We start from the raw sequence: 26,377 nt of genomic DNA on the forward strand, positions 1-26,377 counted from the left end.
GCGCGATCTCGATCGTGCTCCGCAAAGATGTAAAAAAACATCAACTAGCCATAAATCGAGTAAAAAATCGCAAAAAATGCCATGTAAAGTCTTAATGCGTGTATTGATACTTTACATGGCATTTTTATGGTGGGAAAAGAAGTATCCCGTTTTGAGGGGTACAGAGCAAAAGCCGGTTGATCCGAAGATCAACCGGCTTTGTTTTCAGCGCCGGAAGCGCGGGGTTTCTGAATGACTTGCCGGAAGGCGCGGAACGCGTCCCTCAGCGGCGGTTCACTTCATGGGAGGGTTTACGGCAGCATCCACTGCCAAACGGTGGCCTGAAGATAGGTCAACACGCAGATGAACAGGGTCATGGCGATGCTGTGCCCGAGGGCGAAGCGGAAGAGGTTGCCTTCCTGCCCGATCATACCGGTGGCGGCGGTGGCCACGCTGATGGACTGGGGCGAAATCATCTTGCCGGTGACGCCGCCGGAGGAGTTCACGGCTACGGCGAGTTCGGGGGGCATACCCACGGCCTGCGCGGTGGAGCGCTGCATACCGCAGAAGAGGGCGTTCGACGAGGTGTCGGAGCCGGTCAGGAACACGCCGAGCCAGCCGAGGATCGGAGCGAAGAACGGGAACAGGCTGCCGGTCTTGGTAAAGCCGATGCCGAGGGTCGTGCTCATGCCGGAGTAGTTCATGAGGAAGGCCAAACCGAGGATGGTGGCGATGGTCAGGACGGGGAAACGGAGCTGGTAAATCGTGGAGAAGAAGCAGGCCACGGCCTTGCCGAAGCTGTACTTGGGCATGAAGGGCACGGCGAAGAAGCCGGACAGCAGGATGGCGGTTCCGCCCGCGGAGAGCCAGCCGAATTTGAAGAATGCGGCATAGGGGGTTTCGGCGGGCACGACGGGCACGGTGCGGCTGACCATGCCGTCAAGCATGGGCCACGCGAAGCCCTTGGTGGCGATGCTGCCGCTGATGCCGTCGAGGAACGCCTTGAACTGCGGCAGGCCCCAGAAGAACACCATGACTGCCAGGATGATGAACGGTATCCATGCGCGGATGACTTCACCGAAGGAGTAGCCCTTGCCGGTCAGCACGGTGGGCTTTTCGCCCTCAAAGCGCCAGATGGTGGCGGGCTTCCAGAAGCGGAGCAGGATCACGAGGCCGACGAGGGTGATGATGGCGGACATGATGTCCGGCAGAGTCGGGCCGTGATAGTTCGAGAACACGAACTGCGAAATGGCGAAGCAGAGGCCGGCCACGAGGATGGCGGGCAGGACTTCCATGCTGCGCTTGAAGCCGCACATGGTCACGCACAGCCACAGCGGCACGATCACGGACAGGAAGGGAAGCTGGCGGCCTACGATGGCGCTGATGAGGTTGGGATCAAAGCCGGACACCTGCCCGGCCACGATGACCGGGACGCCGATGGCGCCGAAGGCGACCGGGGCGGTGTTGGCGATGAGGCACAGCCCGGCGGCGTACAGCGGGTTGAACCCGATGCCCGCGAGCATGGCTGCGGTGATGGCTACGGGAGTGCCGAAACCGGCGGTACCTTCAAGGAAGGCGCCGAAGGCGAAGGCGATGAACAGCGCCTGAAGCCTGCGGTCATCGGTGAGCCGGGCCAGCGAGTCTTTGATGATCTCGAATTCGCCCGATTCCACGGTCATGTTGTACACCCACACCGCCGTAATGACGATCCAGACGATGGGGAACAAGCCGTTCGCCATACCGTAGGCGACGGAACTCACCGCGGTGCCGAAAGGCATCCCCCACAGAGCCACGGCCAGCACAAACGCCACGGCCAAGCCCACAATGGCGGCCACATGGCCTTTTGCGCGACGTATCGCCAGCATGTAGAAAAGTACCATCAAAGGAATAGCCGCAGAAAGTGCAGAGAGTACCACGCTCCCCGCCGGATCATAGACCTGTGTCCACGCCATACAAACAATCCCCCGCTGCACTAAACGTTCAAGAAATGCATCTGTGATATCAAAAGCCGTCATATCCCAGATGCCAGTACGGAATAAAACCTATAGAAAACTTTCATTGAGAAAAAATAAGGGTTGTGTCAATGTATTTTTATTCATTGAATAAACAATCTGCGGCGTGCTGAAATGCATTTTTTGTTTTTCTTGATGCAGTGTCTGTTTTTAAGGCATCATGACAAAATGGAATAATCCTTTTTGCTCCTTAATGTCGACATTGTAACTTGTGCAGAAGAGGATATATACGCAAAGGATGGTCGATCATGCAGATTGTCCAAGCGTTGCGCAGACGGCAGGCCCTCGTGAGCCCATGCTTTTCCGGTATCGGCAGGAATGGGAGGGTGTAATTTCGCCGGGCATGGCGGAATCCCTTTCTTGATGATTCCCGTTTTTTCCCACTTCCGGCAGGTTTCTTTGCCTTGGGGATGGGGAGAAGATCAAATGCCGCTGAAGCGTCCTGACGGACGTTGGGGTATTATAAAGATTAATGTAATTAATGAGTTGCCATTGTTCGTATCCGCTGGCGGCAGTGCGCCAGAGCTCATGGGTGCTTTCTCGGAGACGACGGGGCACCTTTTTTTTACAGTACGGGATGCCTCATAAACCCGAACGTGCCAGCCCGCATCATGAACGGAAGGAATGGGTATTGTAGGGAAAAGGAATGGGGCGGCATTATTGCGAATAACAGGATATGCCGGACATGCTGGCATTCCTCTCCGCCTCAAGTGCACGGGAGATGGTGGCCTTGTTTGCCGGGATGAGGGCAAGAATATTTTTTTGGAGGGCTCCCGCCCCATAGAGTGTTCCCTCATTCAAAGGGATGAAAGGTTCCTTGCGTTTTTCCTCGGTTTCCCCAAAATGGTTTTCCACATTCCGTGCGAAAGAAGAAACCCTTAACCTGTTGGCAACGGAGTAGAGGACGCTCGTATTGCAGAGCGTTTCCTTTGCGAAGCGTATATTCCATTCGGCGGAGAAGGTCCTTCGCGGCGGTCATGGCGTGTTGCCTGTTCCGGGCGCAGCTTTCTTGAAGGAAGAGGCTGTCGGCTTATCCGTGTTGCCTTCCGGAAGAGACGGGCTTTGATGCTCCCGGTTGCGCCGGGACGAAGGGGCGGTTTTTGAGCTGAAAAAGGTGGCGTCTTTTGGAAAGGCGTCTATGCCGGACCTTCCGGTGTCCCGTCCGGATCGGCCTCTGCGCCGGAGGCCGTCATGCGAGCCTTTCGCTTGCCAGCGCTTCCTCGCCGCCGGGGAGGAGCTTGAGCCACGCCTGCGCGGCGGAGGACAGGACGGCCCCGCGCCTCCAGACGAAGGCGGCGCGCCAACGGAGTTCCTCTTCGTCGAGAAGGGCGATGTGGATGTTGGGGAGTTCCCGCCGTTCGAGTTCGAGGCGGGGCAGGAGGGCGACGCCGATGCCCGTCGCCACGAGGGTCATGATGAAATCAAGCTGGCCGCTGCGCAGGCACTCATTGAGCTTCAGCCCACGCTGGCGGCAGACGGCCTTGATGCGGTCGTTGAGCAGGAAGCCCTGCTCGAAGCCGATGAAGGCGTTGTCTGCCAGTTCATCCATTTTGAGGCGTTTGCGATCGGCGAGGGGATGATCCGGGGGCATGATGACCATGAGCGGTTCGTCCCGAATCTGGAGCCACGAAAAATTCGGCGGGACGGGGAGAAGGGTGACGGCAAGATCGAGATCCCCCGAAAGCACCATCGGTTCCAGCGAGGCGCAGCCCTGTTCCTGAAGCGAGATGTTGATGCCGGGGTAAAGCTGGCGGTATTTGGAGAGCAGATCCGCGAACAGGATGCCGCTGGCGACCGGGGGAAAACCGATGCGGAGCACGCCTTTTTCGAGCTTGTGCAGGGCGGCGACGTCGGCTTCGAGCGCCTCGAATTCTTGAAGGATGTTGAGGGCCCGGCGATAAACGATTTCTCCCTCGACGGTCAGCCTGACGCCGTTGTTGGCCCGCTCGAAGATGCGAACGCCAAGGCGATCCTCCACGGCCTGAACGGCTTTGCTCACCGTGGGCTGCACGGCGTGTACAGTCTGGGCGGCACGGGAAAAACCTCCCTGCCGGGCCACTTCCACCAGTATTTGCAACGTGCGGATATTCAGCATCTATTCTTTCCGTGCATAGTGTTGATGAGCGTTTTTCATTTCACAGGGAAAACCTTTTGGCCTATACCACCCCCATGAGCTTCCGGCATTTCCAATTTCCTGTTTTTCTGGGGAATTTGGCTGCACGCCGTTCCTGTGGCCCGGCGTCCGGCAATGGTTTCCTGCGTCTGCGGACGCATGTGGAACCTTTTCATGCCTGACAGTTCGACATGGTTTTCGTGTCCGGCACCGAGACAAATCCGGCGAAGCCTTCATGAGGTTGTAGCCGGGTCGGAGTACATCGGGCTCCCTGCTTTTCAGGGATTCCTTTACCTTGGGCGGCTTGCCGCCCTTTTTCTTTTGGGCCGGACGGAAAGGCGGACAGTGCCGCCTCGCCTATGAGACGTGAAATGCTAGCTATTCCCTTCCTTCATGGCATTCTTTCCAGCGTTGCGTGAGCAGGGCGGAGGCTTCCGCTTGTGCTTGCGGGTCGCGCATTCCGTGCATGGCGAAGACGCCCCACGGGAGCGATGCGCAGTCGGCAGACGCCGCGTTTGCGATTTTCCGCATCAGCCCGTCCCGAAGCCCGTCGTCCCGGATAAGCACGGCTGCTGTGCATGAAGCGTCAAATCGTTTGTTTTCAGCAGTGGTTAGGACGATTTCCCCGAGCCGCCCGTCCTTATCCGCCTGCGTGGAAAATCCGCTTGCGGCGGAGGCGATGCGAGCTTTCCATGATTGCCCTTCGGGGTCGGACTCCAGATCGATCCTGATACCTTTGGCTTCTTTGAGCAGTGCTTGGGGGACGGCGGGCGGTTCGGGAGCGTGTGCCCGAAAAAGCGCCGCCACAGCGACGATGGAGAGGATAACCCCGCAAAACAATAATGGTATTTTCCAGCCTGTGGCCCGGTTGTCGGTCACGTCGTCTTCCTCGCATGGATAACCCGGGGCGGGAGCCTGAAAACGAACCCACGCCTTTTCATAGTTTTTTGCCCCCTTTCACCCTTGTCGGCAAGCGGATGCGAAAACGGTTTACTCCATGAAAAGGGTGGTAATCAAGCAGGATAAAATAGATATTCCATTTTGGAATGATTCCGATAGAAAATATTCATTTCTCGATCACCCCCCGTTCGGCGTAGAGAACAACACGTCAACAGGAGCCATACGCCCCGCAACAGCTAGGCATTGCAGGAAAATGCCGTCGATCAGGCATGTGGGGCGCACTCCGCAAGCCTTATCAGGGGGAAACGTATGCCTTGGGTTCAACAGTATGCGCCGGTGGGCGGCGTGGTCGCTTCGGCGTGCCTCGCGGCGATTCCGCTCATCATCCTCTTCTACATGCTGGCCGTCAGGAAGGCCAAGGGCCATGTCGCGGCTGCGGCGGGCCTCATCGGCGCGTTGATCGTCGCGGTAGCCGTGTGGAATATGCCGGTTTCGTTGGCGATCAGTTCCACGCTCAACGGCGCTGCCTTCGGGCTGTTCCCCATCGTCTGGATCGTGATCACGGCGGTGTGGGTGTACAACATGACCGTGGAATCGGGCGAATTCGAGATCATCAAGGATTCGCTGGCCCGGCTCACCGATGACCGCAGGCTTCAGGCGCTGTTCATCGCCTATGCCTTCAGCTGCTTCATCGAAGGGACGGCGGGCTTCGGCACGCCGGTCGCCATTGCCGCCGCCATGCTGGTGGGGCTCGGCTTCACCCCGCTGTGGGGCGCGGGCATCGCGCTCATCGCCAACACCGCTCCTGTCGCTTTCGGCGCCATCGGCGTGCCGCTCATCGTGGCGGCCTCCGTGTCCGGCCTTGATCAGATGACCGTAAGCGCCATTGCGGGCCGTCAGCTTCCCATCCTCGCCCTCATCGTGCCCCTCTGGGTATGCGTGACCATGTGCGGCTTCAAGCGCAGCCTCGAAGTCCTGCCCGCCATCATCGTGGGCGGCGTGTGCTTCGCCGGGGCGCAGTTCCTGCTCGCCAACTATCACGGCCCGACCCTGCCCGACATCGGCTCGGCCATCGCCACCATTGTGGGCCTTGTGCTGCTGCTCAAGGTCTGGAAGCCTTCGCGCACGTTCCGGTTCGAGGGTGAGCCTGAATCCAACCTCAGCGGCTCAGGCTATCCGGCTTCGGTTGTGCTCCGGGCGTGGGGACCCTATATCGTGCTGGCGGTATTCGTGTTCTTCTGGGGCCTGCCGCAGTTCAAGAATATCCTGAACGCCGTTCCCGGCGCGAATCTCAGCTTCGGCTGGCCCGGCCTGCATGGGGAAGTCATGAAGACCGCGCCCATCGTGGCGCAGGACGCCGTTTACGGCGCGACGTTCGCGTTCAACTGGCTGTCCGCCGGCGGTACGGCCATCCTGCTTTCCGGCCTCGTCTCCGTGCCCATGATGCCGAACTACGGTTTCGGCAAGGCCATCGCCTGCTTCATGCGTACGCTGGGGCAGCTGACCTTCCCGATCGTGACCATCGCCATGATCCTTGGCCTCGCCTACCTGATGAACTATTCCGGCATGAGTTCCACGCTCGGCCTTGCCTTCACGCACACGGGGAGCCTGTTCCCGTTCTTCTCGCCGTTGCTTGGCTGGCTCGGCGTGTTCCTGACCGGGTCGGACACCTCCTCGTGCGCCCTGTTCGGCGGGATGCAGAAGGATACCGCCACGGCGGTGGGCATGTCCCCCGAGCTTGCCGTGGCCGCCAACGCTTCCGGCGGCGTTACCGCGAAGATGATTTCGCCGCAATCCCTGTCCGTAGCCACCGCCGCGACCAACATGGTCGGGCAGGAAGGCAATCTGTTCCGCTTCACCATCGGGCACAGCATCGCCATGACCCTCGTGCTCTGCGTGCTGACCTACCTTCAGGCCGGGCCCTTGAGCTTCATGCTGCCGTAGGGAGTGACTGGGAAGATTGATAAAGATTGGGGAGGAGGGACCCTTCTGAAGAAGGGATTCCTCCTCCCCTCCCCAAACCCCGCCCTCCACCTCAGACTTTTATAAAGTGGGGAGGCGGCGCGGAGGAAGTCCCCTGTCGTATGAAAGGAAAAGAGCCGGTTGATCAGTGAGATTGACTGGCTCTTTTTTTGTGGGGCAGTTTAGTTGAGGGTTTTTGTGCTCACGGAACGGCAAGTTGCATCGGTGGATTGTAAAAATATAACTCATTAAAATAGATAGACGTTCGCCTCTGCGCCACAGGGAAAGATCGGAACAGGGATTCGATAAAGTTGAAAGTCTTGGGAGAGAGGAGGGCGTTCGGGGGAGGGGACCTTTCTCCAGAAAGGTCCCCTCCCCCGAGTCTTCCCTCTAGAATTGCCTGATATTCGATTTGATCATATCCATCGTGGCGCTGAAACGGCCCATGAGGGCGAGCTTGCCGAGGCCGAGGGCAAGCCCTTTGGCTTCTCCGGCGGTGATGGTGGGCGGCAGGGGGATGGCGGCGGGATCGGTGAGCGCGTCGACGAGCACGGGGCCGGGCGTGGCGAGGGCGGCCTTGATGACGGGTTCCACGTCCGCGCCTTTTTCGATGCGGAATCCCTTCATGCCGATGACTTCGGCCATGCGGGCGAAATCGGGGTTTTTCATGTCCGTCTGGAATTCGGGATACCCGGCTGTCCGCATCTCAAGATTGATGAACCCGAGCGCGCCGTTGTTGTAGACGATGACTTTGATCGGCAAGTTGTACTGCACAAGCGTCAGCAGTTCGCCCATGAGCATGGTCATGCCGCCGTCGCCGCAGAGCGCGATGACCTGCCGTTCGGGATAGAGCAGTTGCGCGCCGATGGACATGGGCAGGGCGCAGGCCATGGAGCCGTGGTTGAACGAGCCGATGATGTTCCGGCCCACCTTGGCGGTGATGTAGCGGGCGGCCCAGACGTCGTTGAGGCCGGTATCCACGGTGAAGACGGCTTCGTCGGAGGCGTTGGCGTCGATGGCCGACGTAAGATGCTCGGGATGCGGCCTGCCTTCTGAGGAAACATGCTCGACGTAGGCGTTGAGGTGTTCCCGGGATTTCTTGAGATTGGCAATGGCCTCGTCAAGATGCCTGCGGTCATCCCGGGGTTCCACGAAGGGGAGCAGGGCACGCAGGGTCTGGGCCACGTCCCCGACGACCCCGAGGTCGATGCGGGTCCGCCCGCCGAGGTGTTCGCCCCGGATGTCGAGTTGGATGATGCGCGGTTTCTTGGGATACCACGCGGAATAGGGCATGTCCGTGCCGAGCAGGATGAGCAGATCGCAGTGTTCCATCGCCTCATACGCGCCGCCGAATCCGATGAGGCCGATCATGCCCACATCGAAGGGATTGTCCGGCTCGATCCACTGCTTGCCGCGCCATGCGTGCCCGATGGGGGCCTTGAGTTTGTCCGCGAGGGCCATGACTTCCTTGCGGGCGTTGCGGCATCCGGACCCGCAATAGAGCGTCACCTTGCGCGCGCCGTTGATCTCGTCGGCAAGGAGCTGGATGTCATGGGCGTTGGCTGCCGGGGCGGGAGGCGGCGGGATGACGCCGTGCGAGGGATCTTCGTTCATGGGCATGGCGGCGACGTCGCCGGGCAGGGCGATCACGCTTACCCCGCGTTTGCTCACGGCGGTCTGCATGGCCCGGCGCAGCACATGCGGCATCTGGGAAGGCGAGGAAATAAGTTCGTTGCAGTGGCTGCATTCGTTGAACAGCTGATCGGGGTGCGTTTCCTGAAAATAGCGCGTCCCGATGGCGGAGCCGGGGATATGCGAGGCTATGGCGATGACCGGGGCATAGCTCCGGTTGGCGTCGTACAGGCCGTTGATGAGGTGGACGTGCCCTGGGCCGCTCGTCCCCGCGCAGGCCGCGAGTTTTTCGGAAAGCTGGGCTTCGGCTCCGGCGGCGAAGGCGGCCGTTTCCTCATGCCGCACATGGATGAACCGGATGCGCCCGTCACGGCGGAGCGCGTCGGATACGGGGTTGAGGCTGTCGCCTACCAGCCCGTACAGCCGCGTGACGCCCGCTTCGGCCAGTTCGTCCACAAGTACTTCCGCTACGGTTCGCTTCGACATTGGGATGCCTCCAGAGGAAAGGATTCGGCTTCCGGGGAAGCCTTTCCGGAATCGTAGAGGAAATCCGATGGGCGAAGCCATGATTACCCGCTGGCGTGAGAATCGTTTGGGAGGTCGGGGGAGCGCGACGTGCCGGGGGAGGGGAACCTTTCTGAAGAAAGGTTCCCCTCCCCCGGCCCCCCACCCTTCCCAAGGCTTTTAACTGGTGGGGAGGTGGCGCGGAGGGAGTTCGTTCCAGCAAAAATTTGAAAAAATTCCTTTACGCCGTACGAAAGAACGTTTTTTTTCGTAACCGCCATATCCATCAAACGTTTGCTTCGGCGACAAGCCGCTGGAGCAAACTCGCCGCCGGGGGCTAGGGGCGGAGTCACGTTACATTTTGTCGGGGCCTTTCTTTCCGGGGAAAAGATGCGGGCGCTTCTTCCAAATGTAGTCGATGTGCTGATGCATGGCGCGGCGGGCTTTGGCTGGAGAGCCGGATTTGATGGCTTCGAGCACTTTCCAGTGTTCAAGGCGATCTTCATCGGGGAGGATGACGAAATTCAACTCGCGCTGTTTTTTGAACTGTTCCTGAAATTCTGCCAGCATATGGATGAGAATGGGATTTTTCGAGAGGGCGGTGACGCCGTTGTGGAACCGGGTGTGAATGTCTTTGAGGGAAAGGCCTTCCTGTTTCAGGATGCTTTCAAGTTCGGCGATCTCTTCCGGGGTGGCCCGTTCGGTGGCCCAGTAGGCGGCCTGCCCTTCGAGGAGTTTCCGCATTTCGAGGATCTGGGTGTAATCCGTGCTGCTGAGCAGATCCACGGCGGGGGAGGGCGCTTCGGAAGGGATCTCCTTGACGAAGGTCCCGACGCCGGAACGCGACTCGACGACGCCGGAATAGGCCAGTGCCTTCAGGACTTCGCGGATGCAGGTACGGCTGACCTGAAACATCTCGGCCAGCGCGATTTCCCCGGGCAGTTTGCTGCCGGGTTTCCACTGCCCGCTCTGGATGGCGGCGGTGATCTGCTGCATGACCTCGCTGTGGAGGTTGACTCTGCTTATAGGCTTGAAGGGGTTGGTCACAGGGGCTCCTGAAAGCGTGCTCGATTATCGTCTTTTGTTTACGCAATGCATGATGAGAATGCTCGTGAGTAACGCCCCGAGCGCGGCAATGCAATACCCGGAGGCGATTCCGAGCGGCTCCAGACAGACGGCGATGATGGTGATGAAGCAGGATGTGCCGAAAAACCCCGCGAGCAGTCCCCTGATCGTCAGCACGGCGGCGCGCGCCCCGAAGGAAAGGTGCGCGAAGGGGGTCAGGATGGAGCTGATGATGGGGAAGGTGAGCAGAATGCCGCTCCATTGCTCGCCCACGACGCCCGCAAGCTCGGTCAGGATAAGGACGCTGAGGCCCCCGCAGAACATCTGGACCGGAAGCCTCCACGGGGGTTGGACCCGGCGCATGTCCGCCGTTCCGGGGATGTCGGGAAGAAGCCGCAGGCAGGCCGCCGGGACCGCGATGCTGAGGCAGACCGCTACGGGCAGTCCGCAGGAAACCCGCGTGAACAGGAAGGCGCAGAGGAGAAAGGCGAGCAGGGCGAGGGCGAGGGAGCCCGCCCAGCCGAAATGCCGGGCGCTGTGGGCGTAGGCGAGGCAGTAGCAGCAGGACGCCACGGCTCCGAGCAGGGACGAGGCGGCGGCCGATGCCGCGAATGGGGTTCCGTACTGTACTGCGATGAACAGGGAAGCCGGGCCGGAAATAAAGGGAAGCCCGGCGAGCCCGCCGCCGATGACGGGGCCCCAACGACGGGCCGCCAGCGTGGAGGCCCAGATGAGCGCGGGCGTGGTGAAGAGTTTGATGAGAAGAAAAAGCATCCTGCATCCCTGATCCGGTGGGCGTTTGTCGGCACAATATGTATGACAGCATACAGCTTGAAGAGCGCATTGTCCAACGGATTTCTTCTTGGATCGGTGTTTGGCTTATTGGAATGTGTCGTTATAACACCGCGTTACAAAAAGCGAAAAAATATTTTTTTCAGAATGTTGCCGGCAAAGCCGCGATCCCTGCTGACAAAGGGCGTTTTTATCTGTAAGCTGTCAGACAGCATACGCCTATCAGGAACATTTTCACAGGGACAAGGAGAAGCGATCGTGGAAGTGCCCAAGAGACCCAAGCCTTTCTCCATGCTGGACAAGGTGCTTGACTGGATCAATGTCTTCAGCCTGTTGAGCGTGGCCGTGCTCATGTTCGTTCAGGTCATCCTCCGGTATGTGTTGAAGATGCCGCTCATGGGCATCGAAGAGTTGTGCTATTTCCCGACGGTGTGGCTGTACCTCTTCGCCGCCGTCAAGGCTTCCTCCGAGCGGGGCCAGCTTGTGGCCCGCGTCCTCGAAATTTTCTGCAAGCGGCAACGCTCGATCTTCCTACTCCGGGGCATCGCGGCGTTCGCTTCAAGCGCCATCCTGCTGTGGCTCACATGGTGGGGCTACGATTACCTGAAGTACGCGCTCAGGCTCCAGAAGGAAACGGCCTCCCTCTATCTTCCCTGGATTTACGCTGAAGCGGCGGTGTTCGTGTCCATGTTCCTCATGACGCTGTATACGCTGCTCGAACTGCGCGACATGATCACGCTCTACAGGACCACCCCGGCCTCCCTGCCCGTGGAAAAGGAAGGAGACTAGCATGGAACCCGTTACGCTTGCCGTTGTTTCCCTCGCCGTTTTGATGCTCCTCCTTTCCTTCGGCGTCCCCATCGTCTTCTGTTTCAGCGGCGCGCTCGCCTTCATGAGCATCGTGGGCGGCGTCACCATGAAAGGCATGATGATGTGGGGCCTCCAGCAGATCCTGAGCCCCACGCTTCTGTGCATCCCGCTGTTCATCTATGCCGGGTCGCTCATGAGCGAGAGCGGCATCGCCAAATACCTGCTCGAATTCGTCGATGTGTTCGTCGGGCGCATCCGGGGCGGGCTCGGTTTCGTCGCCACCCTCACCTGCGCCATCCTCGGCGCGATTTCGGGCAGTACCTTTACCGGGCTCGCCGCCACCGGCAACATGCTGATCCCCGAAATGGTCAGCCGGGGCTATCCCCGCGCCTTCGCCACCGCGCTCATCACCTGTTCCTCCATCCTCGGCGTGCTCATTCCTCCGAGCACGCCCATGATCATCTTCGGCTGGGTGACGGGCACCAACGTGCTCGCCTGCTTCCTGTCCACGGTGGGCCCCGGCATCGTCACCATCATCATCTTCTGCGGCATCAATTTCGTGCTGAGCCGCCGCTTCGACCTCAAGCTCATGCCGCAGCTCTCCAAAACGGAAAAGCGCAGGCAGATCGCCGTGCGCGGCTGGAAGGCGCTCCCGGCGCTCATCATGCCCGTGCTCATCCTCGGCGGCATCTATTCCGGGGCCATGACCCCCACCGAAGCCGCCGCCGTAGCCGTAATTTACGCGCTGCCGGTCGGGTTCTTCGTCTACAGGGGCCTGAACCTGCGTAATGCCTTCGGCTGCACCAAGGATTCCGCCGTGTCCGTGGGCAGCATCATGATCATGATTTTTTGCAGCATGATGCTGAGCCAGACCTATGTGGTGCTGCAGATCCCGCAGGCCATCGTGGAAAGCGTATTCAGCATCACGGACAACAGTTTCCTCATCCTGCTGCTCATCAACCTCATCCTGCTGTTCGTGGGCATGATCGTGAACGACACCACGGGGATCATCCTCGTGGCCCCGCTGCTGCTGCCCCTCGCCAAGGCCATCGGCCTCGACCCCATCCAGTACGCGGCCATCTTCGGCGTGAACCTCGCCGTGGGCAGCCTGACGCCTCCCTACGCCAGCCTGCTCTATCTCGGGATACGGATCGGCAAGGTCGATTTCGTGGAAATCCTTCCCTATGTGGGGCTGTTCCTGCTCGGTTACGTGCCGGTCATGCTCCTCACCACCTACTGGCCCGACGTGAGCCTGTTCATCCCCCGCCTGTTCGGTTTCATCTAGCCGGACGCGGAAACAGGCATCTTCCCGGACACGGCCGCCGGTTCCCCCGCCGGCGGCCGTATCTCCAAGGCGGCGCGGACGGCGCGCCTCCAAAACCCTTCACCACAGGAGAGCATCATGAAAAAGGTCATGTCTGTACTGGCGCTGTGCGGCCTGCTGGCCCTTTCCGGCGGTTCCGCATTTGCGGCGCAGTGGAAGCTTGCTCACATCCGCCCCGCCGACTCCGTGATCGAGCGCGATTTGCAGGCCTTCGCCAAGGAAGTGCGCGAGGCAACCGACGGGCGCATCGACATCAGGATCTATGGCTCCAGCCAGCTTGGGGACTACACCGTCGTGCAGGAAAAGGTGTCTCTCGGCTCTGTGGAAATGAGCTGCGAATCCGTTTCCACGCAGGTGGACAAGCGTTTCCTCTCCTATATCCTGCCCTATGTCGCCAAGGATTACGCCACCGCGAAGAAGAACTTCGGCACCGGAACCCCCTACGCCAAATACTGCGCCAACCTGTTTGACAAGCAGGACATCATGGTCCTCGCCAACTGGCCCGTGTACTTCGGCGGCATCGGCCTTGTGAAGGCCCCCGAAGCGCCCGCCGATCCCAACGCCAGCCACCACATCAAAGTCCGCGTCCCCACCATGAAGACGCAGGAAGCCCTTGCCGACGGCCTCGGCTATCAGGCCACCCCCCTGCCGTTCGCGGAATTCTTCACCGCCGCCCAGACCGGCATGGTCTCCGGCATTTTCGGCGGCGGCGCGGAAAACTACTACGCCTCCTTCCGGGATCTGCTGAAATGCTACATCGCCGCGAACACCCACTTTGAAAACTGGCCCCTGCTCATCAATAAGGAGCTGTTCGAGTCCCTGTCGGCCGAAGATCAGAAGATCCTGCTTGAAAAGAGCGCCGCGTTCGAGGCCCGCCGCTGGGAAGTCGCGGAAGCCGATCAGGCCGCCTATGAGAAGAAGCTGGAAGAGGCGGGCTGGACCGTCATCCGCCTGACGCCCGAACAGCAGAATGCCTTTGCCGAAAAGGGCCGCAAGGCTTCGTGGCCCGAACTGAAGAAGGCGATAGGCGACAAGGCCTATGAGGAAGTCATCTCTACCTTTGTCCTCGAATAACCGCCGGGGGGCGCATTCCGCGCCCCCGCGCCAAGGAACCTGCGTCATGAAGAAAATCGCTGTGCTCAGCGCCGGAAACGGCGGGCAGGCCCTTGCGGCCGATCTCGCCCTGCGCGGGCATGATGTGGCCCTGTATGATCTGCCGCGGTTCGCCCCGGTCATCGAAGCCATCAGGCGTCGCGGCAACACCATTGAACTCCAGAACAAAATCACCGGGACAGCGACGATCCGCCTCGTGACCACGGACATCGCCGAAGCGCTCGACGGCGCGGAAGTGGTCTATTTCACCGCGCCGTCCTACGGGCAGAAGGCGTTCTTCGATCTGGCCGTGCCCGCGCTTTCGGATGGTCAGGTTATCGTGCTGATGCCCGGCAATTACGGTACGTTGCCTCTCAAGGCCGCGCTGCGCGAGGCGGGGAAGGACGTACTCGTCGCGGAAACGGACAACTTGCCCTATGCCTGTGCCGCGACGGAGCCCGGCGTGGTCAACGTGCGCGGGGTCAAGAAGGCCGTGACGCTGGCGGCGTTCCCGGCGGGCGATTACGCCGCGGTGGAGGCCGCCGTGGACGGGGCTTTCTGCACCGGCTGGCGCAAGGGCGAGAATGTGCTCGCCACCAGCATGTCCGGGGTCAATATGGTCGTGCACTGTGCGCCCATGCTGGCCAACGCCGGACGCATTGAGAGCGAGGGCGGACATTTTGAGTTCTATTACGCGGGGATGACGCCCGCCGTGTGCCGCCTCATCGAAGCCACGGACCGTGAACGGCTGGCCGTGGCCCGTGCCTACGGCCTTGATTTGGTAAGCACGGCGCAGACCTTCCGCAACCAGTACGGCGTGGAGGGTGAAACCCTGTACGACGTGCTGCAGGCCAACCCCGCCTTTGCCGGGTTCGCGCCTAAAACGCTGCATCACCGTTTCCTTACTGAAGATACGCCGTACTCGATGGTGCCGATGGCGGCCCTCGGTAGGCTTGCCGGGGTTCCCACGCCTATCATGGATGCGCTTATCGCATTGCTTGGCGAACTGCTCGGCGAGGACTACGCCGTGACCGGGCAGACGGCGGAACGCATGGGACTCGCGGGCATGACGCCCGAGGCAATCCGTAACCTCGTATCCGCATGACCGGAGGGATTATGATGAAAGCACTCCGCATCGAACCGGCGGACAATGTCGCCGTGGTCGCGCAGGACACCCGCAAGGGCGACGTGCTGCGCCATGCCGGGGGCGAGGTGACCGCGCTTGAGGACATCGGGCTCGGGCACAAGATCGCCGTCGAAGCCGTCGCGCAGGGGGGGCTCGTCCGCAAGTATGGCGTCCCCATCGGCAGGGCCTCCGCGCCCATTGCCGCCGGAGCCTTCGTGCACACCCACAATCTTGAGGACATCACCGAGGAGCTGTGCCGGCAGTACGTCGCCGCGTTCAGGGACGGGAGGGACGCATGAGTTCGCTACAGGCATTTCCCCGCGCCGACGGGAGCGTGGGCATCAGGAATATCGTGCTCGTCGTCTCCACCGTCACCTGCGCGAATACGGTCGTCAATCATATCGCGTGGAAGACCGGGGCCGTCCCGCTGACCCACGAGCGCGGCTGCGTGGAGGGCGAGCAGAGTTTCCGCCGCACCATGCTGGCCCTCACCACGTTTGCCAAGCATCCCAACGTGTCCGGCGTCCTCATCGTGGGGCTCGGCTGTGAGCAGATCAGGACGCTTGACCTGCAGGTCGCCATCGGCGGCGGCAAGCCCGTGCACGCCATCCTCATTCAGGAGGAGGGCGGCTCCGTCGAAGCCGAGGCCAGAGGCTGTGAGCTCGTCCGCGAGATGCAGCGGGCCGCGCAGGATCTGGAACGCCAGCCGTGCCCTTTGTCCGGGCTTGTTGTGGGCGTGCAGTGCGGCGGTTCCGACTGGACGACCGCCATTGCCGGGAACACGGTTATCGGGGCCATGACCGATCTCGTGATCGCCGCGGGCGGTTCCGTGCTCATGTCGGAAGTTCCGGGCATTCCGGGCTGTGAGCACATTGTGGCGTCCCGTGCGGTCAGCCGCGAGGCGGGAGAGCAGATCCTCGGCATGGTCGACGAGCTGCGCGCCGAGTTCCTGCGCGCGCACGGGCAACCTATTGAGGCGGTGAACCCCACGCCGGGCAACAAGGCGGGCGGCATCACCACGCTCGTGGAAAAGGCGATGGGCAACATCAAGAAAATGGGCACGTCTCCAGTGCAGGGCGTCCTGAAGCTCGGTGAGCGCCCCCCGCATCCGGGCCTGTGGATCGTGGACAACCGCGCCAACGGCCCCGATCCCGTCAACCTCGCCGGGTTTGCCATGGCGGGGGCGTCGGCTACGGTATTCAGCACGGGCCGGGGTTCTCCGGTGGGTTCTCCGGTCATGCCCGTGGTCAAGCTGACGGGCAACCCGCACACCTACGCCAAGATGCCGGGCCTGATGGACTTCAACGCCGGGGTCGTTGTTGATGGCGCGGACATCGGGGAAACGGGCAGGGCGTTGTACGATCTGCTGCTTGAGGTTGCCGGAGGGCGGCCCACCCGTTCCGAGGAGAACGGGGACTACGAGTTTTCGATTCCTTACGAGGAAGCGCGGTAGCTGGATGGAGGGTGGGGAGACGCGACATGCCGGGGAAGGAGGGAGGGAAAACCTTCTGAAGAAGGGCTTTCCTCCCTCCTCCCCCGGACCCCCACCTTCCCAAGACTTTCGACTGGTGGGGAGGCGGCGCGCAGGGAGTCCGTTCCGGCTTGGTTTTGAAAAAATTCCTTTGCGCCGTACAAAAGAGGGATATCCTCGTAACCTCCATTATCCCATCAAGCGTTTGCTTCGGCGGGTCAAGGGGCGGCTCGCCCCTGCCAGCGCGCCTTGCGGAGTGCAGAGGCAGCGCCCCTGCCGGAGTTCCAGGGGCGGAGCCCCTGGGGGTTTCATACTATTATTGGAGATTGTGCCATGACGCATTGCACGGCCTGCCGGGCCGCCCGCCCTCAATCCGCAAGGCTGCTGAGCCTGTTCGATTCCCTCGGCCCGATCATGTCCGGCCCGTCCAGCTCGCACACGGCGGGCATGGCGCGCATCGGGCGCATGGGCCGTTCCCTTGTCGGCGGCACGCCGGAACGCATCACCCTGCACTTTTTTGGAGCGCTCTCCCATACCTATAAGGGACACGCCAGCGATTCCGCCGTGGTCGCCGGGCTCATCGGCGAACGGGAGGACTCCCCCAATGTCCGGCACGCGCTGCGGCTGGCTGCGGAGCGGGGCGTCGAGGTGGAAATCCGCACGCATCCCGATTCGGGCCGCAACCCCAACACGGTCAGCATGGAGCTTGTGCGCGGCGGCAGGACGTATGCGGTGGCGGGCGTTTCCGTCGGCGGCGGCGAGATCGAGATGACCGAGCTGGAAGGCTTCCCCGTCTGCCTGCGCGGGAACGAGGATGGCGCGCTGTTCATCGGCCCGGACGGGTTGGGACGGGCTGTGTTCGAGGAGAGGCTTGGGGCGCTGTCCGGCTTTTCCTGCGTGAAGGATGGGGAGCGGGCACTGTACCTGTGCCTTGCGGAAAAGCCATTTCCTGAAGGCATGGATATGCCGGGTCTGGAGATGTTCCCCGTGCGGAATATTCTGGGCAACAAACTTGTGGACGCCGAGCCCTTGTTTTCGACCCTCGCGGCGATGGCGGAAATGGCGGGAGGCGATCTTCCCGGCCTTATCGAACGCTATGAGGCGCGGCGCAGCGGGGTGGATCGGGATACGATCCGTGCCGCCGTGCTGGGTAGTTGGGAAATCATGAAGGCGTCGATGACGGACGGGCTTGCCGGGAAAAGCGACATGCTGGCGGGTCTGGTTCCGGGAGACGCGGGATTCCGTCTGGCCCGGCGCGTCGAATCCGGTCAGGCGCTTTCGGGCCGGACCATCGGCATGGCGGTGGCCCGTGCGTTGGCGGTCATGGAGAACAACGGTTCCATGCGCTGTGTGGTGGCGGCTCCCACGGCGGGGGCCTGCGGGGTGTTGCCCGGCGCGTTTCTTTCGGCGGCTGAGGAACGGGGGCTCGGCGACGACGCCATCGTCGACGGGCTGCTCGTCGCGGCGGCGGTGGGCGTGCTCGTGGCCATGCGTGCCCCCATTTCCGGGGCGATCGGCGGTTGCCAGTCCGAAATCGGCGTGGCTTCGGCCATGACGGCGGCGGGGCTGGCGCAGCTTGGCGGCGGGACTCCGGAACAGGTTATCCACGCGGCGGCCATCGCCCTCAAGAATCTTCTCGGGCTCATCTGCGATCCTGTGGCCGGACCGGTGGAAATCCCATGCATCAAGCGCAACGCCGTGGGCGTCTCCAACGCTTTCGCGGCGGCGGACATGGCCCTTGCCGGAATCGCCAGCCGCATTCCTCCCGACGAGGTGGTCGACGCGCTCATCAACGTGCAGGGCCTCCTTCATCCCGATCTGCGCGGCAACCTGCGCGGGGGCCTCGCCTCCACCGCGACGGGCCGGGCCCTCAAGGATGAATGGTACGCACGAATGAAACGGATGCAGGCATAGTTTTTTCCACACCCCGAAAGGCCGGAACCATCCGGCCTTTTTTCGTTGTTGGAGGATTCGGTTTCACGGCATGGGGAAAGATTTTTCTTGCCAAATAGTCCTTATAAAGATAATCCGCTTGCGTACTACTTTGGCGATGGCGTTTGACGTACGGTACAGGGGGAACCTTTGAGTCCGGAGTGTTCTCTCATGCCGGGATCCATTCTTTTTCCGACCGAGGTGAGCATGTACGATACAGAGAAGGCCTTTTACCGTCATTACGAGTACATTCAGAAAGAAAACAGCCTGTACTCGCGCTGGTTCCAGAAGCGGGGCCTGTCATACCCGCAGTTCCTGATCCTTGACGCGGTGCTCAGGCGTCCCGAGGGAGCGGAACCAACGGCGCTGGCCGAGGAATGTTTCATGCCCAAGCAAACCGTCACGGGCCTCCTCGATCAGCTTGAGCGGGCGGGATTCATCCGTCGGGAACGCTGCGAGACGGACAGGCGGCGGACGCGGGTTTTTTGTCTGCCTGCGGGCGACGTTTTCGTGACCGGCATTATGGAAGAGCTGGATCGTCACGAACAGGCTGCGCTCGCTTCCATCTCGGCTGAAGACATGGAGACATTCAACAACGTGTACGCCGCCATCGTCGACGGCCTTGAGAAACATCTTTTTTCCGATCCTTCGTGAGGCCTTTCATGCCTGTTTCCCGTTCCGATTGTCCACCGCCCGGCAGGGCCGAACAGATAACCACGCGCATCGCCTATCTTGTCCTTGGCGTTGGCGTGTCTTCGTGGGCCGCGCTGGTTCCGTATGCCAAGGCTCGGCTCGGCCTTGACGAAGCCGTCCTCGGCATGTTGCTCCTGTGCGTCGGCGTGGGGTCACTGCTTTCCATGCCGTTCACCGGGCTGATCTCCGGGCGTTTCGGATGCCGGAAAGTCATTCTCGTTTCCGGCTTTATCTTCCTGGCGATGCTTCCGCTGCTGGCTTCGGTGGAATCCATCTGGCTGATGGCCTTGTGCCTTTTCCTTTTCGGGGCCTCAATCGGGATGATGGACGTGTCCCTGACCATTCAGGCCGTCTTTGTGGAACAGGCCGCCGGACGGGCCATGATGTCCGGTTTCCACTGCCTGTACAGCGTGGGCGGCATTTGCGGGGCCGGAGGCATGGCCCTGCTGCTCGGGTTCTTAGCGCCGCATCTGGCCATGCTCGTCATTTGCCTGTTCATGATCGCGCTGCTGGCGGCGTTCGGGCGGCATTTCCTGCCCTACGGGAGCGAGGGCGAAACCCCGTTGTTTGTGGTTCCGCGCGGTATCGTGCTCCTGATCGGGGTGTTGTGTTTCATCATGTATCTGAGCGAGGGCACCATTCTGGACTGGGGCGCGCTGTTCATGACCGCCGAGCGCGGTACGGAAGCCTCCCGCGCAGGTCTGGCTTTCGCGTGTTTCTCCGTAGCCATGACCATTGGGCGCCTGTTTGGCGACCGCATTGTGCAGGCGCTCGGCGATGCCCGCGTTCTCCTGTACGGAAGCCTGTGCGCCGCCGCCGGGTTCGGGCTGGTGGTCGCCGCGCCGTGGGCATGGTCTTCGCTCGCCGGATTTACGGTGGTCGGTCTCGGCGTTTCGAATATCGTGCCCGTGCTTTTCTCGGCTACGGCCCGCCAGAAGTTCATGCCCCTGAGCCTCGCCGTGTCGGCGGTGACGACCATCGGCTACCTCGGCGTGCTTGCGGGTCCGGCGCTCATGGGATTCGTCGCCCACGCCACCAGCCTTGTGATCGTCTTCTGTATTACACTGGCGCTGATGTGCTTCGTGGCGGTCGTGTCTCGGGCCGTCCCTTGATGGGAGGGAGCCCGTCTTTTCCGAATCAAAGGAAAATGTTCGTGGTGAGCGATTCCAACATACTGTCATTATGTAATTGCACCTGTTGGTTGCCGGGATGCAAACCGGCGGTTGGTAGCGATTGGAAAGGGGATCAGGCAAACAGGAGCTGTCGGAAGGGCTCCCGATGGCATCGGAAGGCCGCCCGACAGGAAATCTTTTTGAAGGAGTATCCCTTTTATGAGAAAGTTGATCGTATGCGCGGCTATGGCCCTGACGCTTGGAATGGCTGGCCTGGCTCAGGCCGGATGCACCGCCGAGGAAGCCCAGCAGAAGGCCGCGACCTTTGCGCAGGTCGTGCAGGCCAAGGCGCAGCAGGACCCCGAGGGGTACGCCAAGGTGATGCAGGAGTTGCAGCCCGAACTCCTCCAGATCCAGCAGAAACAGGACGTTGACGCGCTGTGCGCGTTCTACGACAAGGCCATCGCCAAACTGAAGTAATCTCTCCTCGCATCCTTTCCAGATGTATGATCGGCGGGCGCCTTCCGGGACGTCCGCCGTCTGTTTTCACCGCCGCTTGCGCGACATACTCCGCAGAATGTACCTTAACATACTATTTTTAATGTAATGATGTCTGATTGCTGGAATCCGCGACCAGCCGGGAAATGCCCGCCGCGCCCCTTCCTCTCATGGGTTTGAATTTATCCGCCGGAAACGGTATAGACGCCCGATGGCGAGAAAGCATCTCAATATCGGCGGAAAAATACAGGCACGCCGCAAGGCAATGGGTCTCTCTCAGGAGGATTTGGCACAGCTTACGGGGGTATCGCGCCAGTCCGTCACCAAATGGGAAACCGGACAGTCCGCCCCGGATCTGGACAGGCTGGTGGAGGTTTCCGATGTGCTCGGCGTGAGCCTCGATTTCCTGCTCAGGGAACCTCAACAGGTTTCTTCCCCACCTTCTTTCGCTGTTGCGGATTCCCCTCCGTTTGCCGAGGATAGCTCGCCGGGCGCGTCCGGTGTTCCCAGAGGGATCGATTCTTCTCTGAATGGGATGGCCCCTGCCGTTGCTGTGGAGCGCGTCGCTTCCTGTGGGCAGGTTCCCGTTGCTCCAGTCGGAAGAGAAACCGATGGCCTTTTGGGTATCACGAAACGTTTCTCAGCACCGCTTTCCGGGATTTCGGAACGTTCCTCCGGCTTGCCGGAAACGCTCTCTCTTGAATCCGCCTCTCCCCGTGAGCCGGCGTCCCCTTTACGCCCTGCCCGTTCCGATGATTCCGGATTTCATGGTTCCGATCTTCGGCCTCTCCTGCGCCGTGCCGCCGCGATATGCGGTATCGTGCTGTTCATGATCGGCGGGCTCGGGTTGTTGGCCCTCTGGACGCTTTCTGAGATGTACCCCGTACAGTTGACGGACTGGGACGGTTCGCGCCATACGGGCCTGTGGGGATTTCTGCTTGCCCATGAAATCCGCTCCTTGTTTTGGTTGGCTTCGGGCCTGCTGGCTTCCGGCGGCGTTCTTGCCGTTGGGGCGTGGCGGGCGCGGTAGGCCCGTCCTTTTACCGTCGAGGTCGTTATGCGTTATTTTGTTGTGGACGCGTTTGCGGACAAGCTGTTTCAAGGGAACCCCGCCGGGGTGTGCGTGGCGGACGGGCCGTTGTCCGAAGGGCTGATGCAGCGCATCGCGTCGGAGAACAATCTTTCCGAGACGGCCTTTTTGGCGCGCCGGGATGACGGCGAATATGATTTGCGTTGGTTTACGCCGCTGGAGGAGATCGATCTGTGCGGTCACGCGACGCTGGGCTCATCCTTTGTGGTGTTCAACGAGCTTGAACCGGATCGGCAATCCGTGGCCTTCCACACCCGGAGCGGCGTGTTGCGCGTGGAGCGCCGGGGGGAATTGCTGGAGATGGCGTTTCCGGTGCGGCGTCCCGAGCGTGTCCCTCTGGACCCCATTGCACCGCTGCTCATCGAAGCGCTTGGGGTGAACCCCGTGGAAACATGGCTGTACCGCGACCTGCTGGTCTTGGTGAACAGCCAGAGGGATGTGGAGCGGCTTGTGCCGGACGTGGGCAAGATGCGGCTGTTGCCGATGGGCAAGGCCGTCGTGATCACTGCGCGCGGAGATGCGGGCGGCCCGGATTTCGTGTCCCGGTTTTTCGCGCCGGAGATGGGGATCGCCGAAGATCCGGTCACGGGCTCGTCGCACAGTATGCTGGTGCCTTTCTGGGCTGATCGGCTCGGCAAGGATCGTTTCGTCGCCCGCCAGCTTTCGGCGCGGGGCGGGACGCTGCATTGTGCCCTCACCCCTGAAGCGGTGCTGATCAGCGGGCGCGTCGTCCCGTATTTGAAAGGGGAGATTTTTGTGTAGTGGGAAAAAAGGTTGGGAGTGGAGGAGAAGCCTTTCTACAGAAAGCTTTCTCCTCCCCACCCCACCTCTTCCCAAGGCTTTTGACGCTATTGAATCCCTGTTGGCGGGTGTTCCGGATATGGTTGGCCGGGGCGGTACGGCAATGGCGAAAAGGCGGGTTTCCCCGCCTCTTGTTTTTGAAGGGGATGTCGGACTGTGGACTTAAGCCGCTTTCCTCTGGAATCTCCGGGCAATGGCCTGAACCTGCCTGCCGAGCATGACGAGGGTGACGGAAGAGCTGATGAGGATCACGCCGCCGACGAGGGCGGGTGTAAAGGGTTCATTGAATACGAGGATACCTACAAAGACGGCGGTGAGCGGTTCCATGACGCCGAGAACGGACGTCAGGGTCGAGCCGATGCGCTGGACGGCAAGCACGAGGGTGAGGTTGGAAAGCACCGCCGTGATCACCGCGAGCAGGGCGGCCATCATGAATTCCCACCATGAGGACAGGGGCTGGAAGGTTCCCGTGCCAACGGCATTGGCGAACGCGAACGCCGCCCCGAAAAACAGTACGTAGAAGGTCATGACGAGGCCGTTCATGTTCCGGATCCCAGCGACGTGGATCCCCGTGATGTACAAGGCGTTGCAGAAACCCGAAAGGAGCATCATGCCCACGCCGAGCAGGGTAACGGGCCTGCTGCTGTCGCCCCCGATGGAAAGCAGCGCCACCCCAGCCACGGCAAGCACGATGGAGCAGGCCGTGATCATGGAAAACTGCTCGTGGAAAAAGGCGATCATGAGCAGCATGACCATAACGGGGTACAGGAACTGGATGGTGGTGGCGACGCCGCTCGGCATGTAGTTCAAGCCGTAAAAAAGCAGCAGCGCGGCCGCCGTATACATGAAGCTCATGCCCGCCAGCTTGCACAGGTCGATCGCGCTGGCGTGGAAGCGTTCCCGCCGCAGCACGAGCACGCCCCCGAGCGTCAACGACGCGATAAGAAATCGGTAGAACAGCACCGAAGCCGGGGAAACTCCGTCGTGGATCAACGGCAGAGTGAACAGCGGGATCAGCCCGAACGTCGCGGAAGAAAACAATCCCAGAAAAAAGCCCATGAATGCCTCCTTATCCCGGCGGCGTGCCGACAGGCTCCCTCCCGTACTCTCCGTTTCAGGGCGAAGCCTCCAGTGCGGGCGGGGCGACTCCGCCCGGTCTTGCCTTATCAACATTGGGCTCAAGGCACAATGGCATCTTTTCCGCTCTTCCTTGCGCTCTCGTGTTCCCCTTTTGCTCCGCTTCTTTCCGCCCCGAGAGCCAGCGGAAAAAAGGAAGGCCGGGAAAATCCCGGCCTTCTGGTTGTTTCAAAGGAGCGTTTTCTCGGCAAAAAATGCAAAGGATATCCGGGGATGACGGGGAGTGGCGTTTTCCGTTCCGGCGGGATGCGCCGTATTACTCCGAATTGCCTGTCCTCGCTGGTTCAATTGTGAAACCAACAGCGTTCCCCTTTGCGGCTGCCCCAACGCTGATGCCGGGGCGTCATTTTTTCTGATCGAAGTCGTAATAGAGTTTAAAATATTTCTTGTGGACCTCATAGGACCAGTGCTCAATGCGGAAGATGCTGACGGCGGCTTCGCGGTTGCCGAGTTTGACGGAGTCGATGAAGCGCTGATGGGTATAGAGGTTCATGGACTCCCATTCGTAGGAATACTGGCGTCGCGGGAAGTCGTAGAGGCGGCGGCGCAGCGGAATGAGCGTCTGTTCGAGCAGGATGTTTTCGGAGAGCGACAGGAATATGCCGTGAAAACGGATGTTTTCGTCGTAATATTCCGTATAGTCATTGTTTTTGAGAAGTTCCCACTGCCTTTCGTTGGAGGCTTCAAACTGCCGGACATGGTAGGCGGTGAGCTTGTTGAAGACTTCGTTGAGGCAGTCGGCCTCGATGGAGCCGATGATCTGGTACGCGCTCTTGATGAAATCCAGTGAGATCGGGTTGATGTATACGCCTTTGCGGGGCAGGATGGTTACGAAGCCTTCCGCTTCGAGACGGATGAGGGCGTCACGCAGGGGGGTTTTGCTGACTTCGAGGGTTTCGCAGATGCTGTCCTGATCGAGGAACTCGCCATACCGCAGTTTCCCAGCGCTCATGGCGTCCTTGAGGTACTGATAGACACGCTCTCGGAGGGAATCGACTTTTGGTTCCTCGCCAAGGGCGGCATCTTTGACGATCTTTTTAGAATGTTTCACCCTCGCTCTCCCGTTTTTTTCATAGATATATGAGATTGTCATGTGTGGCATGGTTCGGCCCCAAAGATCAAGAGGAAAACTGCGGGGCAGAAACTATTATCATTTGGAACCCTGCATGATTGAAGAAGCATGATTTTCCCGTTCAACAATGTCTTGTGGAGTCCGTACACTTTTGATATATAAGAAAGGGTCCGGTGAAGACAGTAGCGTATTCATCGGGCACGGTAAAGCGCCTCCGGGCCTTACCGCTTGTGGGGCTTCGGGTGCCCGGCGCGTCTGCGCCGGGAGAATTGGAAAGTTCGGTCTGAAACCGACGCTGGCCCGCAACCGTGAAAGGGGACGAATCCGCGTAGCCACTGCGGCAGAGCCGTGGGAAGGTGCGGAGGAGAGTGATCCTTAAGCCGGGAAGCCAGCCCGAAGCCTGTATCCTCATAACCGGGATCGCCGAGAGGCGTGCCCGAGCTTGCCCACGCGGCATGGGCGGGAGGTTGTTCTATGGCTTCGCACTTGCTCGAAAAAGTGGCTCAGGACGGGACGAATTCCTTGCGTGAGCGCGTCTATCGGCATCTTGAGGCGGCTTTGCGCGAAGGACAGCTTCACCACGGGACATGTCTGGATCAGGATCGCCTGTGTGAGGAACTCGGCGTCAGCCGCACCCCGTTGCGCGACGCGCTCCTCAGGCTGGAAGCCGAGGGCTTCGTGACCATCCAGCCCCGCAAGGGCGTATACATCACGCCCGTTTCGGATGCCTTTGTCAAAAGCGCTTGTCAGATATTAGGCGCGCTTGAGGCCGATTGCCTCGATACCGTTTTCCCCCTGCTGACCTCACGGCACATCCGGCAGCTTGAAGAATCCAACAAGCGGCAGGAGCAGTTCCTCGAACGGCGTCAAGCTGTGGAATATCACGCGGAAAACGCCCGTTTCCATGACATTTTCCTGTCACTTTCCTCCAATACCCTGTTGTATCAGACCATTGGCCCGTTGCGGCGGCGTCTGGACATGCTGCCGGATCACCCTTTGGCCTATGAACAGGCACGGGCCGCGCTCAACGATCATTGCAGGATCATCGACTCCCTTAAAATGAAGAACCGCACGGCGGCCGTGAGCGTGTTGCGGCATGAGCACTGGGCTCCCGTGCGTTTCTTGTGCCCGAAGTCCGCCAAGCTCTCCCGTGTGGCGTCGGCCGCCGCGAAGCGTTCCGCGGCTTAGGCGCGGGCGGGATGTTTTTTGAAGGGGGAGGGAGAACCTTTCTGAGGAAAGGTTCTCCCTCCCCCTTCACCC

The 26,377-nt window shown here is 60.7% G+C and carries 23 protein-coding genes and 1 riboswitch; of the genes, 15 read left to right on the plus strand and 8 right to left on the minus strand.

The genetic code is table 11. The features are described from left to right. Positions 1–290: 290 nt before the first annotated feature. From T370_RS0112725 to T370_RS0112740, 3 genes are all read right to left on the minus strand, one after another. The gene (locus T370_RS0112725) at positions 291–1,931 is read right to left on the minus strand and encodes an L-lactate permease (RefSeq protein WP_009368506.1); all 1,641 of its coding nucleotides are present in this window, start codon (positions 1,929–1,931) and stop codon (positions 291–293) included. A gap of 1,249 nt (positions 1,932–3,180) precedes the next feature. After that, entirely contained in the window at positions 3,181–4,086 is a 906-nt protein-coding gene (locus tag T370_RS0112735; protein WP_005024775.1) for a LysR substrate-binding domain-containing protein, read from the minus strand. Between the two features lie 396 nt (positions 4,087–4,482). Next, positions 4,483–4,983, minus strand: coding sequence for a hypothetical protein (locus T370_RS0112740; protein WP_005024774.1), 501 nt, complete (start codon positions 4,981–4,983; stop codon positions 4,483–4,485). Between the two features lie 330 nt (positions 4,984–5,313). Between T370_RS0112740 and T370_RS0112745 the strand changes: the two genes are divergently transcribed. Next, positions 5,314–6,948, plus strand: a complete 1,635-nt coding sequence (locus T370_RS0112745; protein WP_029435938.1) for an L-lactate permease — start codon at positions 5,314–5,316, stop codon at positions 6,946–6,948. Positions 6,949–7,356: 408 nt separating this feature from the next. Here T370_RS0112745 and T370_RS0112750 read toward each other — a convergent pair whose 3' ends face one another. The 3 genes from T370_RS0112750 to T370_RS0112760 all read right to left on the minus strand — a co-directional run bounded on the left by T370_RS0112750 (position 7,357) and on the right by T370_RS0112760 (position 10,941). Beyond that, positions 7,357–9,084, minus strand: coding sequence for a thiamine pyrophosphate-dependent enzyme (locus T370_RS0112750; protein ID WP_029435939.1), 1,728 nt, complete (start codon positions 9,082–9,084; stop codon positions 7,357–7,359). A gap of 372 nt (positions 9,085–9,456) precedes the next feature. Next, entirely contained in the window at positions 9,457–10,149 is a 693-nt protein-coding gene (locus T370_RS0112755) for a FadR/GntR family transcriptional regulator (RefSeq protein WP_029435940.1), read from the minus strand. A 24-nt stretch (positions 10,150–10,173) separates the two neighbouring features. After that, the gene (locus T370_RS0112760) at positions 10,174–10,941 is read right to left on the minus strand and encodes a hypothetical protein (RefSeq protein ID WP_029435941.1); all 768 of its coding nucleotides are present in this window, start codon (positions 10,939–10,941) and stop codon (positions 10,174–10,176) included. Between the two features lie 38 nt (positions 10,942–10,979). Here T370_RS0112760 and T370_RS25535 point away from each other — a divergent pair, with 38 nt between their 5' ends. The 13 genes from T370_RS25535 (at position 10,980) to T370_RS0112825 (ending at position 22,869) form a co-directional block, all read left to right on the plus strand. Then, a complete protein-coding gene (locus T370_RS25535) occupies positions 10,980–11,159 on the plus strand; it encodes a hypothetical protein (RefSeq protein WP_169739152.1) in 180 nt (59 codons plus the stop codon). A 58-nt stretch (positions 11,160–11,217) separates the two neighbouring features. Beyond that, entirely contained in the window at positions 11,218–11,748 is a 531-nt protein-coding gene (locus tag T370_RS0112765) for a TRAP transporter small permease (RefSeq protein WP_009368513.1), read from the plus strand. Between the two features lies 1 nt (position 11,749). Continuing rightward, complete coding sequence (locus tag T370_RS0112770; RefSeq protein ID WP_005024768.1) at positions 11,750–13,054, plus strand: TRAP transporter large permease; 1,305 nt, start codon at positions 11,750–11,752, stop codon at positions 13,052–13,054. A gap of 117 nt (positions 13,055–13,171) precedes the next feature. Next, positions 13,172–14,167: a TRAP transporter substrate-binding protein DctP gene (gene dctP, locus T370_RS0112780; protein WP_005024767.1), complete on the plus strand. Its 996-nt coding sequence runs from the start codon at positions 13,172–13,174 to the stop codon at positions 14,165–14,167. 46 nt (positions 14,168–14,213) lie between these two features. Continuing rightward, positions 14,214–15,290: an NAD/NADP-dependent octopine/nopaline dehydrogenase family protein gene (locus tag T370_RS0112785; RefSeq protein WP_029435942.1), complete on the plus strand. Its 1,077-nt coding sequence runs from the start codon at positions 14,214–14,216 to the stop codon at positions 15,288–15,290. 11 nt (positions 15,291–15,301) lie between these two features. Further along, positions 15,302–15,610: a UxaA family hydrolase gene (locus T370_RS0112790; RefSeq protein WP_029435943.1), complete on the plus strand. Its 309-nt coding sequence runs from the start codon at positions 15,302–15,304 to the stop codon at positions 15,608–15,610. Beyond that, entirely contained in the window at positions 15,607–16,764 is a 1,158-nt protein-coding gene (locus tag T370_RS0112795) for a UxaA family hydrolase (protein ID WP_005024763.1), read from the plus strand. The genes T370_RS0112790 and T370_RS0112795 overlap by 4 nt, the downstream gene beginning before the upstream one ends. A 351-nt stretch (positions 16,765–17,115) precedes the next feature. Beyond that, positions 17,116–18,696, plus strand: a complete 1,581-nt coding sequence (gene sdaAA / locus T370_RS0112800) for an L-serine ammonia-lyase, iron-sulfur-dependent, subunit alpha (protein ID WP_029435944.1) — start codon at positions 17,116–17,118, stop codon at positions 18,694–18,696. Positions 18,697–18,921: 225 nt separating this feature from the next. Further along, the gene (locus T370_RS0112805) at positions 18,922–19,368 is read left to right on the plus strand and encodes a MarR family winged helix-turn-helix transcriptional regulator (protein ID WP_034506432.1); all 447 of its coding nucleotides are present in this window, start codon (positions 18,922–18,924) and stop codon (positions 19,366–19,368) included. Between the two features lie 8 nt (positions 19,369–19,376). Continuing rightward, complete coding sequence (locus tag T370_RS0112810) at positions 19,377–20,519, plus strand: MFS transporter (RefSeq protein WP_029435945.1); 1,143 nt, start codon at positions 19,377–19,379, stop codon at positions 20,517–20,519. 219 nt (positions 20,520–20,738) lie between these two features. After that, positions 20,739–20,999 carry a hypothetical protein gene (locus tag T370_RS0112815; RefSeq protein ID WP_005024758.1) on the plus strand — a complete coding sequence of 87 codons (261 nt, stop codon included), beginning with the start codon at positions 20,739–20,741 and terminating at the stop codon, positions 20,997–20,999. Between the two features lie 229 nt (positions 21,000–21,228). Then, positions 21,229–22,047, plus strand: coding sequence for a helix-turn-helix domain-containing protein (locus T370_RS0112820; protein ID WP_029435946.1), 819 nt, complete (start codon positions 21,229–21,231; stop codon positions 22,045–22,047). Between the two features lie 27 nt (positions 22,048–22,074). Beyond that, positions 22,075–22,869, plus strand: a complete 795-nt coding sequence (locus tag T370_RS0112825; RefSeq protein WP_005024756.1) for a PhzF family phenazine biosynthesis protein — start codon at positions 22,075–22,077, stop codon at positions 22,867–22,869. A gap of 201 nt (positions 22,870–23,070) precedes the next feature. Here T370_RS0112825 and T370_RS0112830 read toward each other — a convergent pair whose 3' ends face one another. Further along, positions 23,071–23,967 (minus strand): DMT family transporter, encoded by an 897-nt coding sequence (locus T370_RS0112830; protein ID WP_005024755.1) that lies wholly within the window; start codon positions 23,965–23,967, stop codon positions 23,071–23,073. A 421-nt stretch (positions 23,968–24,388) separates the two neighbouring features. Then, a complete protein-coding gene (locus T370_RS0112840) occupies positions 24,389–25,096 on the minus strand; it encodes a GntR family transcriptional regulator (protein ID WP_005024754.1) in 708 nt (235 codons plus the stop codon). Positions 25,097–25,340: 244 nt separating this feature from the next. After that, a riboswitch (cobalamin riboswitch) is annotated at positions 25,341–25,528 on the plus strand. A 63-nt stretch (positions 25,529–25,591) separates the two neighbouring features. Between T370_RS0112840 and T370_RS0112845 the strand changes: the two genes are divergently transcribed. After that, entirely contained in the window at positions 25,592–26,305 is a 714-nt protein-coding gene (locus tag T370_RS0112845) for a GntR family transcriptional regulator (RefSeq protein ID WP_005024753.1), read from the plus strand. Positions 26,306–26,377: the final 72 nt, after the last annotated feature.

Source organism: Bilophila wadsworthia ATCC 49260, from assembly GCF_000701705.1.
GTDB classification, from domain to species: domain Bacteria; phylum Desulfobacterota; class Desulfovibrionia; order Desulfovibrionales; family Desulfovibrionaceae; genus Bilophila; species Bilophila wadsworthia.

Bases quoted from the DNA above. Each gene is read 5' to 3' on its own strand.
- T370_RS0112725 (WP_009368506.1), bottom strand. From the start codon at position 1,931: ATGGCGTGGACACAGGTCTATGATCCGGCGGGGAGCGTGGTACTCTCT.
- T370_RS0112735 (WP_005024775.1), bottom strand. From the start codon at position 4,086: ATGCTGAATATCCGCACGTTGCAAATACTGGTGGAAGTGGCCCGGCAG.
- T370_RS0112745 (WP_029435938.1), top strand. From the start codon at position 5,314: ATGCCTTGGGTTCAACAGTATGCGCCGGTGGGCGGCGTGGTCGCTTCG.
- T370_RS0112750 (WP_029435939.1), bottom strand. From the start codon at position 9,084: ATGTCGAAGCGAACCGTAGCGGAAGTACTTGTGGACGAACTGGCCGAA.
- T370_RS0112760 (WP_029435941.1), bottom strand. From the start codon at position 10,941: ATGCTTTTTCTTCTCATCAAACTCTTCACCACGCCCGCGCTCATCTGG.
- T370_RS25535 (WP_169739152.1), top strand. From the start codon at position 10,980: ATGTATGACAGCATACAGCTTGAAGAGCGCATTGTCCAACGGATTTCT.
- T370_RS0112770 (WP_005024768.1), top strand. From the start codon at position 11,750: ATGGAACCCGTTACGCTTGCCGTTGTTTCCCTCGCCGTTTTGATGCTC.
- dctP (WP_005024767.1), top strand. From the start codon at position 13,172: ATGAAAAAGGTCATGTCTGTACTGGCGCTGTGCGGCCTGCTGGCCCTT.
- T370_RS0112785 (WP_029435942.1), top strand. From the start codon at position 14,214: ATGAAGAAAATCGCTGTGCTCAGCGCCGGAAACGGCGGGCAGGCCCTT.
- T370_RS0112790 (WP_029435943.1), top strand. From the start codon at position 15,302: ATGATGAAAGCACTCCGCATCGAACCGGCGGACAATGTCGCCGTGGTC.
- T370_RS0112795 (WP_005024763.1), top strand. From the start codon at position 15,607: ATGAGTTCGCTACAGGCATTTCCCCGCGCCGACGGGAGCGTGGGCATC.
- sdaAA (WP_029435944.1), top strand. From the start codon at position 17,116: ATGACGCATTGCACGGCCTGCCGGGCCGCCCGCCCTCAATCCGCAAGG.
- T370_RS0112805 (WP_034506432.1), top strand. From the start codon at position 18,922: ATGTACGATACAGAGAAGGCCTTTTACCGTCATTACGAGTACATTCAG.
- T370_RS0112810 (WP_029435945.1), top strand. From the start codon at position 19,377: ATGCCTGTTTCCCGTTCCGATTGTCCACCGCCCGGCAGGGCCGAACAG.
- T370_RS0112815 (WP_005024758.1), top strand. From the start codon at position 20,739: ATGAGAAAGTTGATCGTATGCGCGGCTATGGCCCTGACGCTTGGAATG.
- T370_RS0112820 (WP_029435946.1), top strand. From the start codon at position 21,229: ATGGCGAGAAAGCATCTCAATATCGGCGGAAAAATACAGGCACGCCGC.
- T370_RS0112825 (WP_005024756.1), top strand. From the start codon at position 22,075: ATGCGTTATTTTGTTGTGGACGCGTTTGCGGACAAGCTGTTTCAAGGG.
- T370_RS0112830 (WP_005024755.1), bottom strand. From the start codon at position 23,967: ATGGGCTTTTTTCTGGGATTGTTTTCTTCCGCGACGTTCGGGCTGATC.
- T370_RS0112845 (WP_005024753.1), top strand. From the start codon at position 25,592: ATGGCTTCGCACTTGCTCGAAAAAGTGGCTCAGGACGGGACGAATTCC.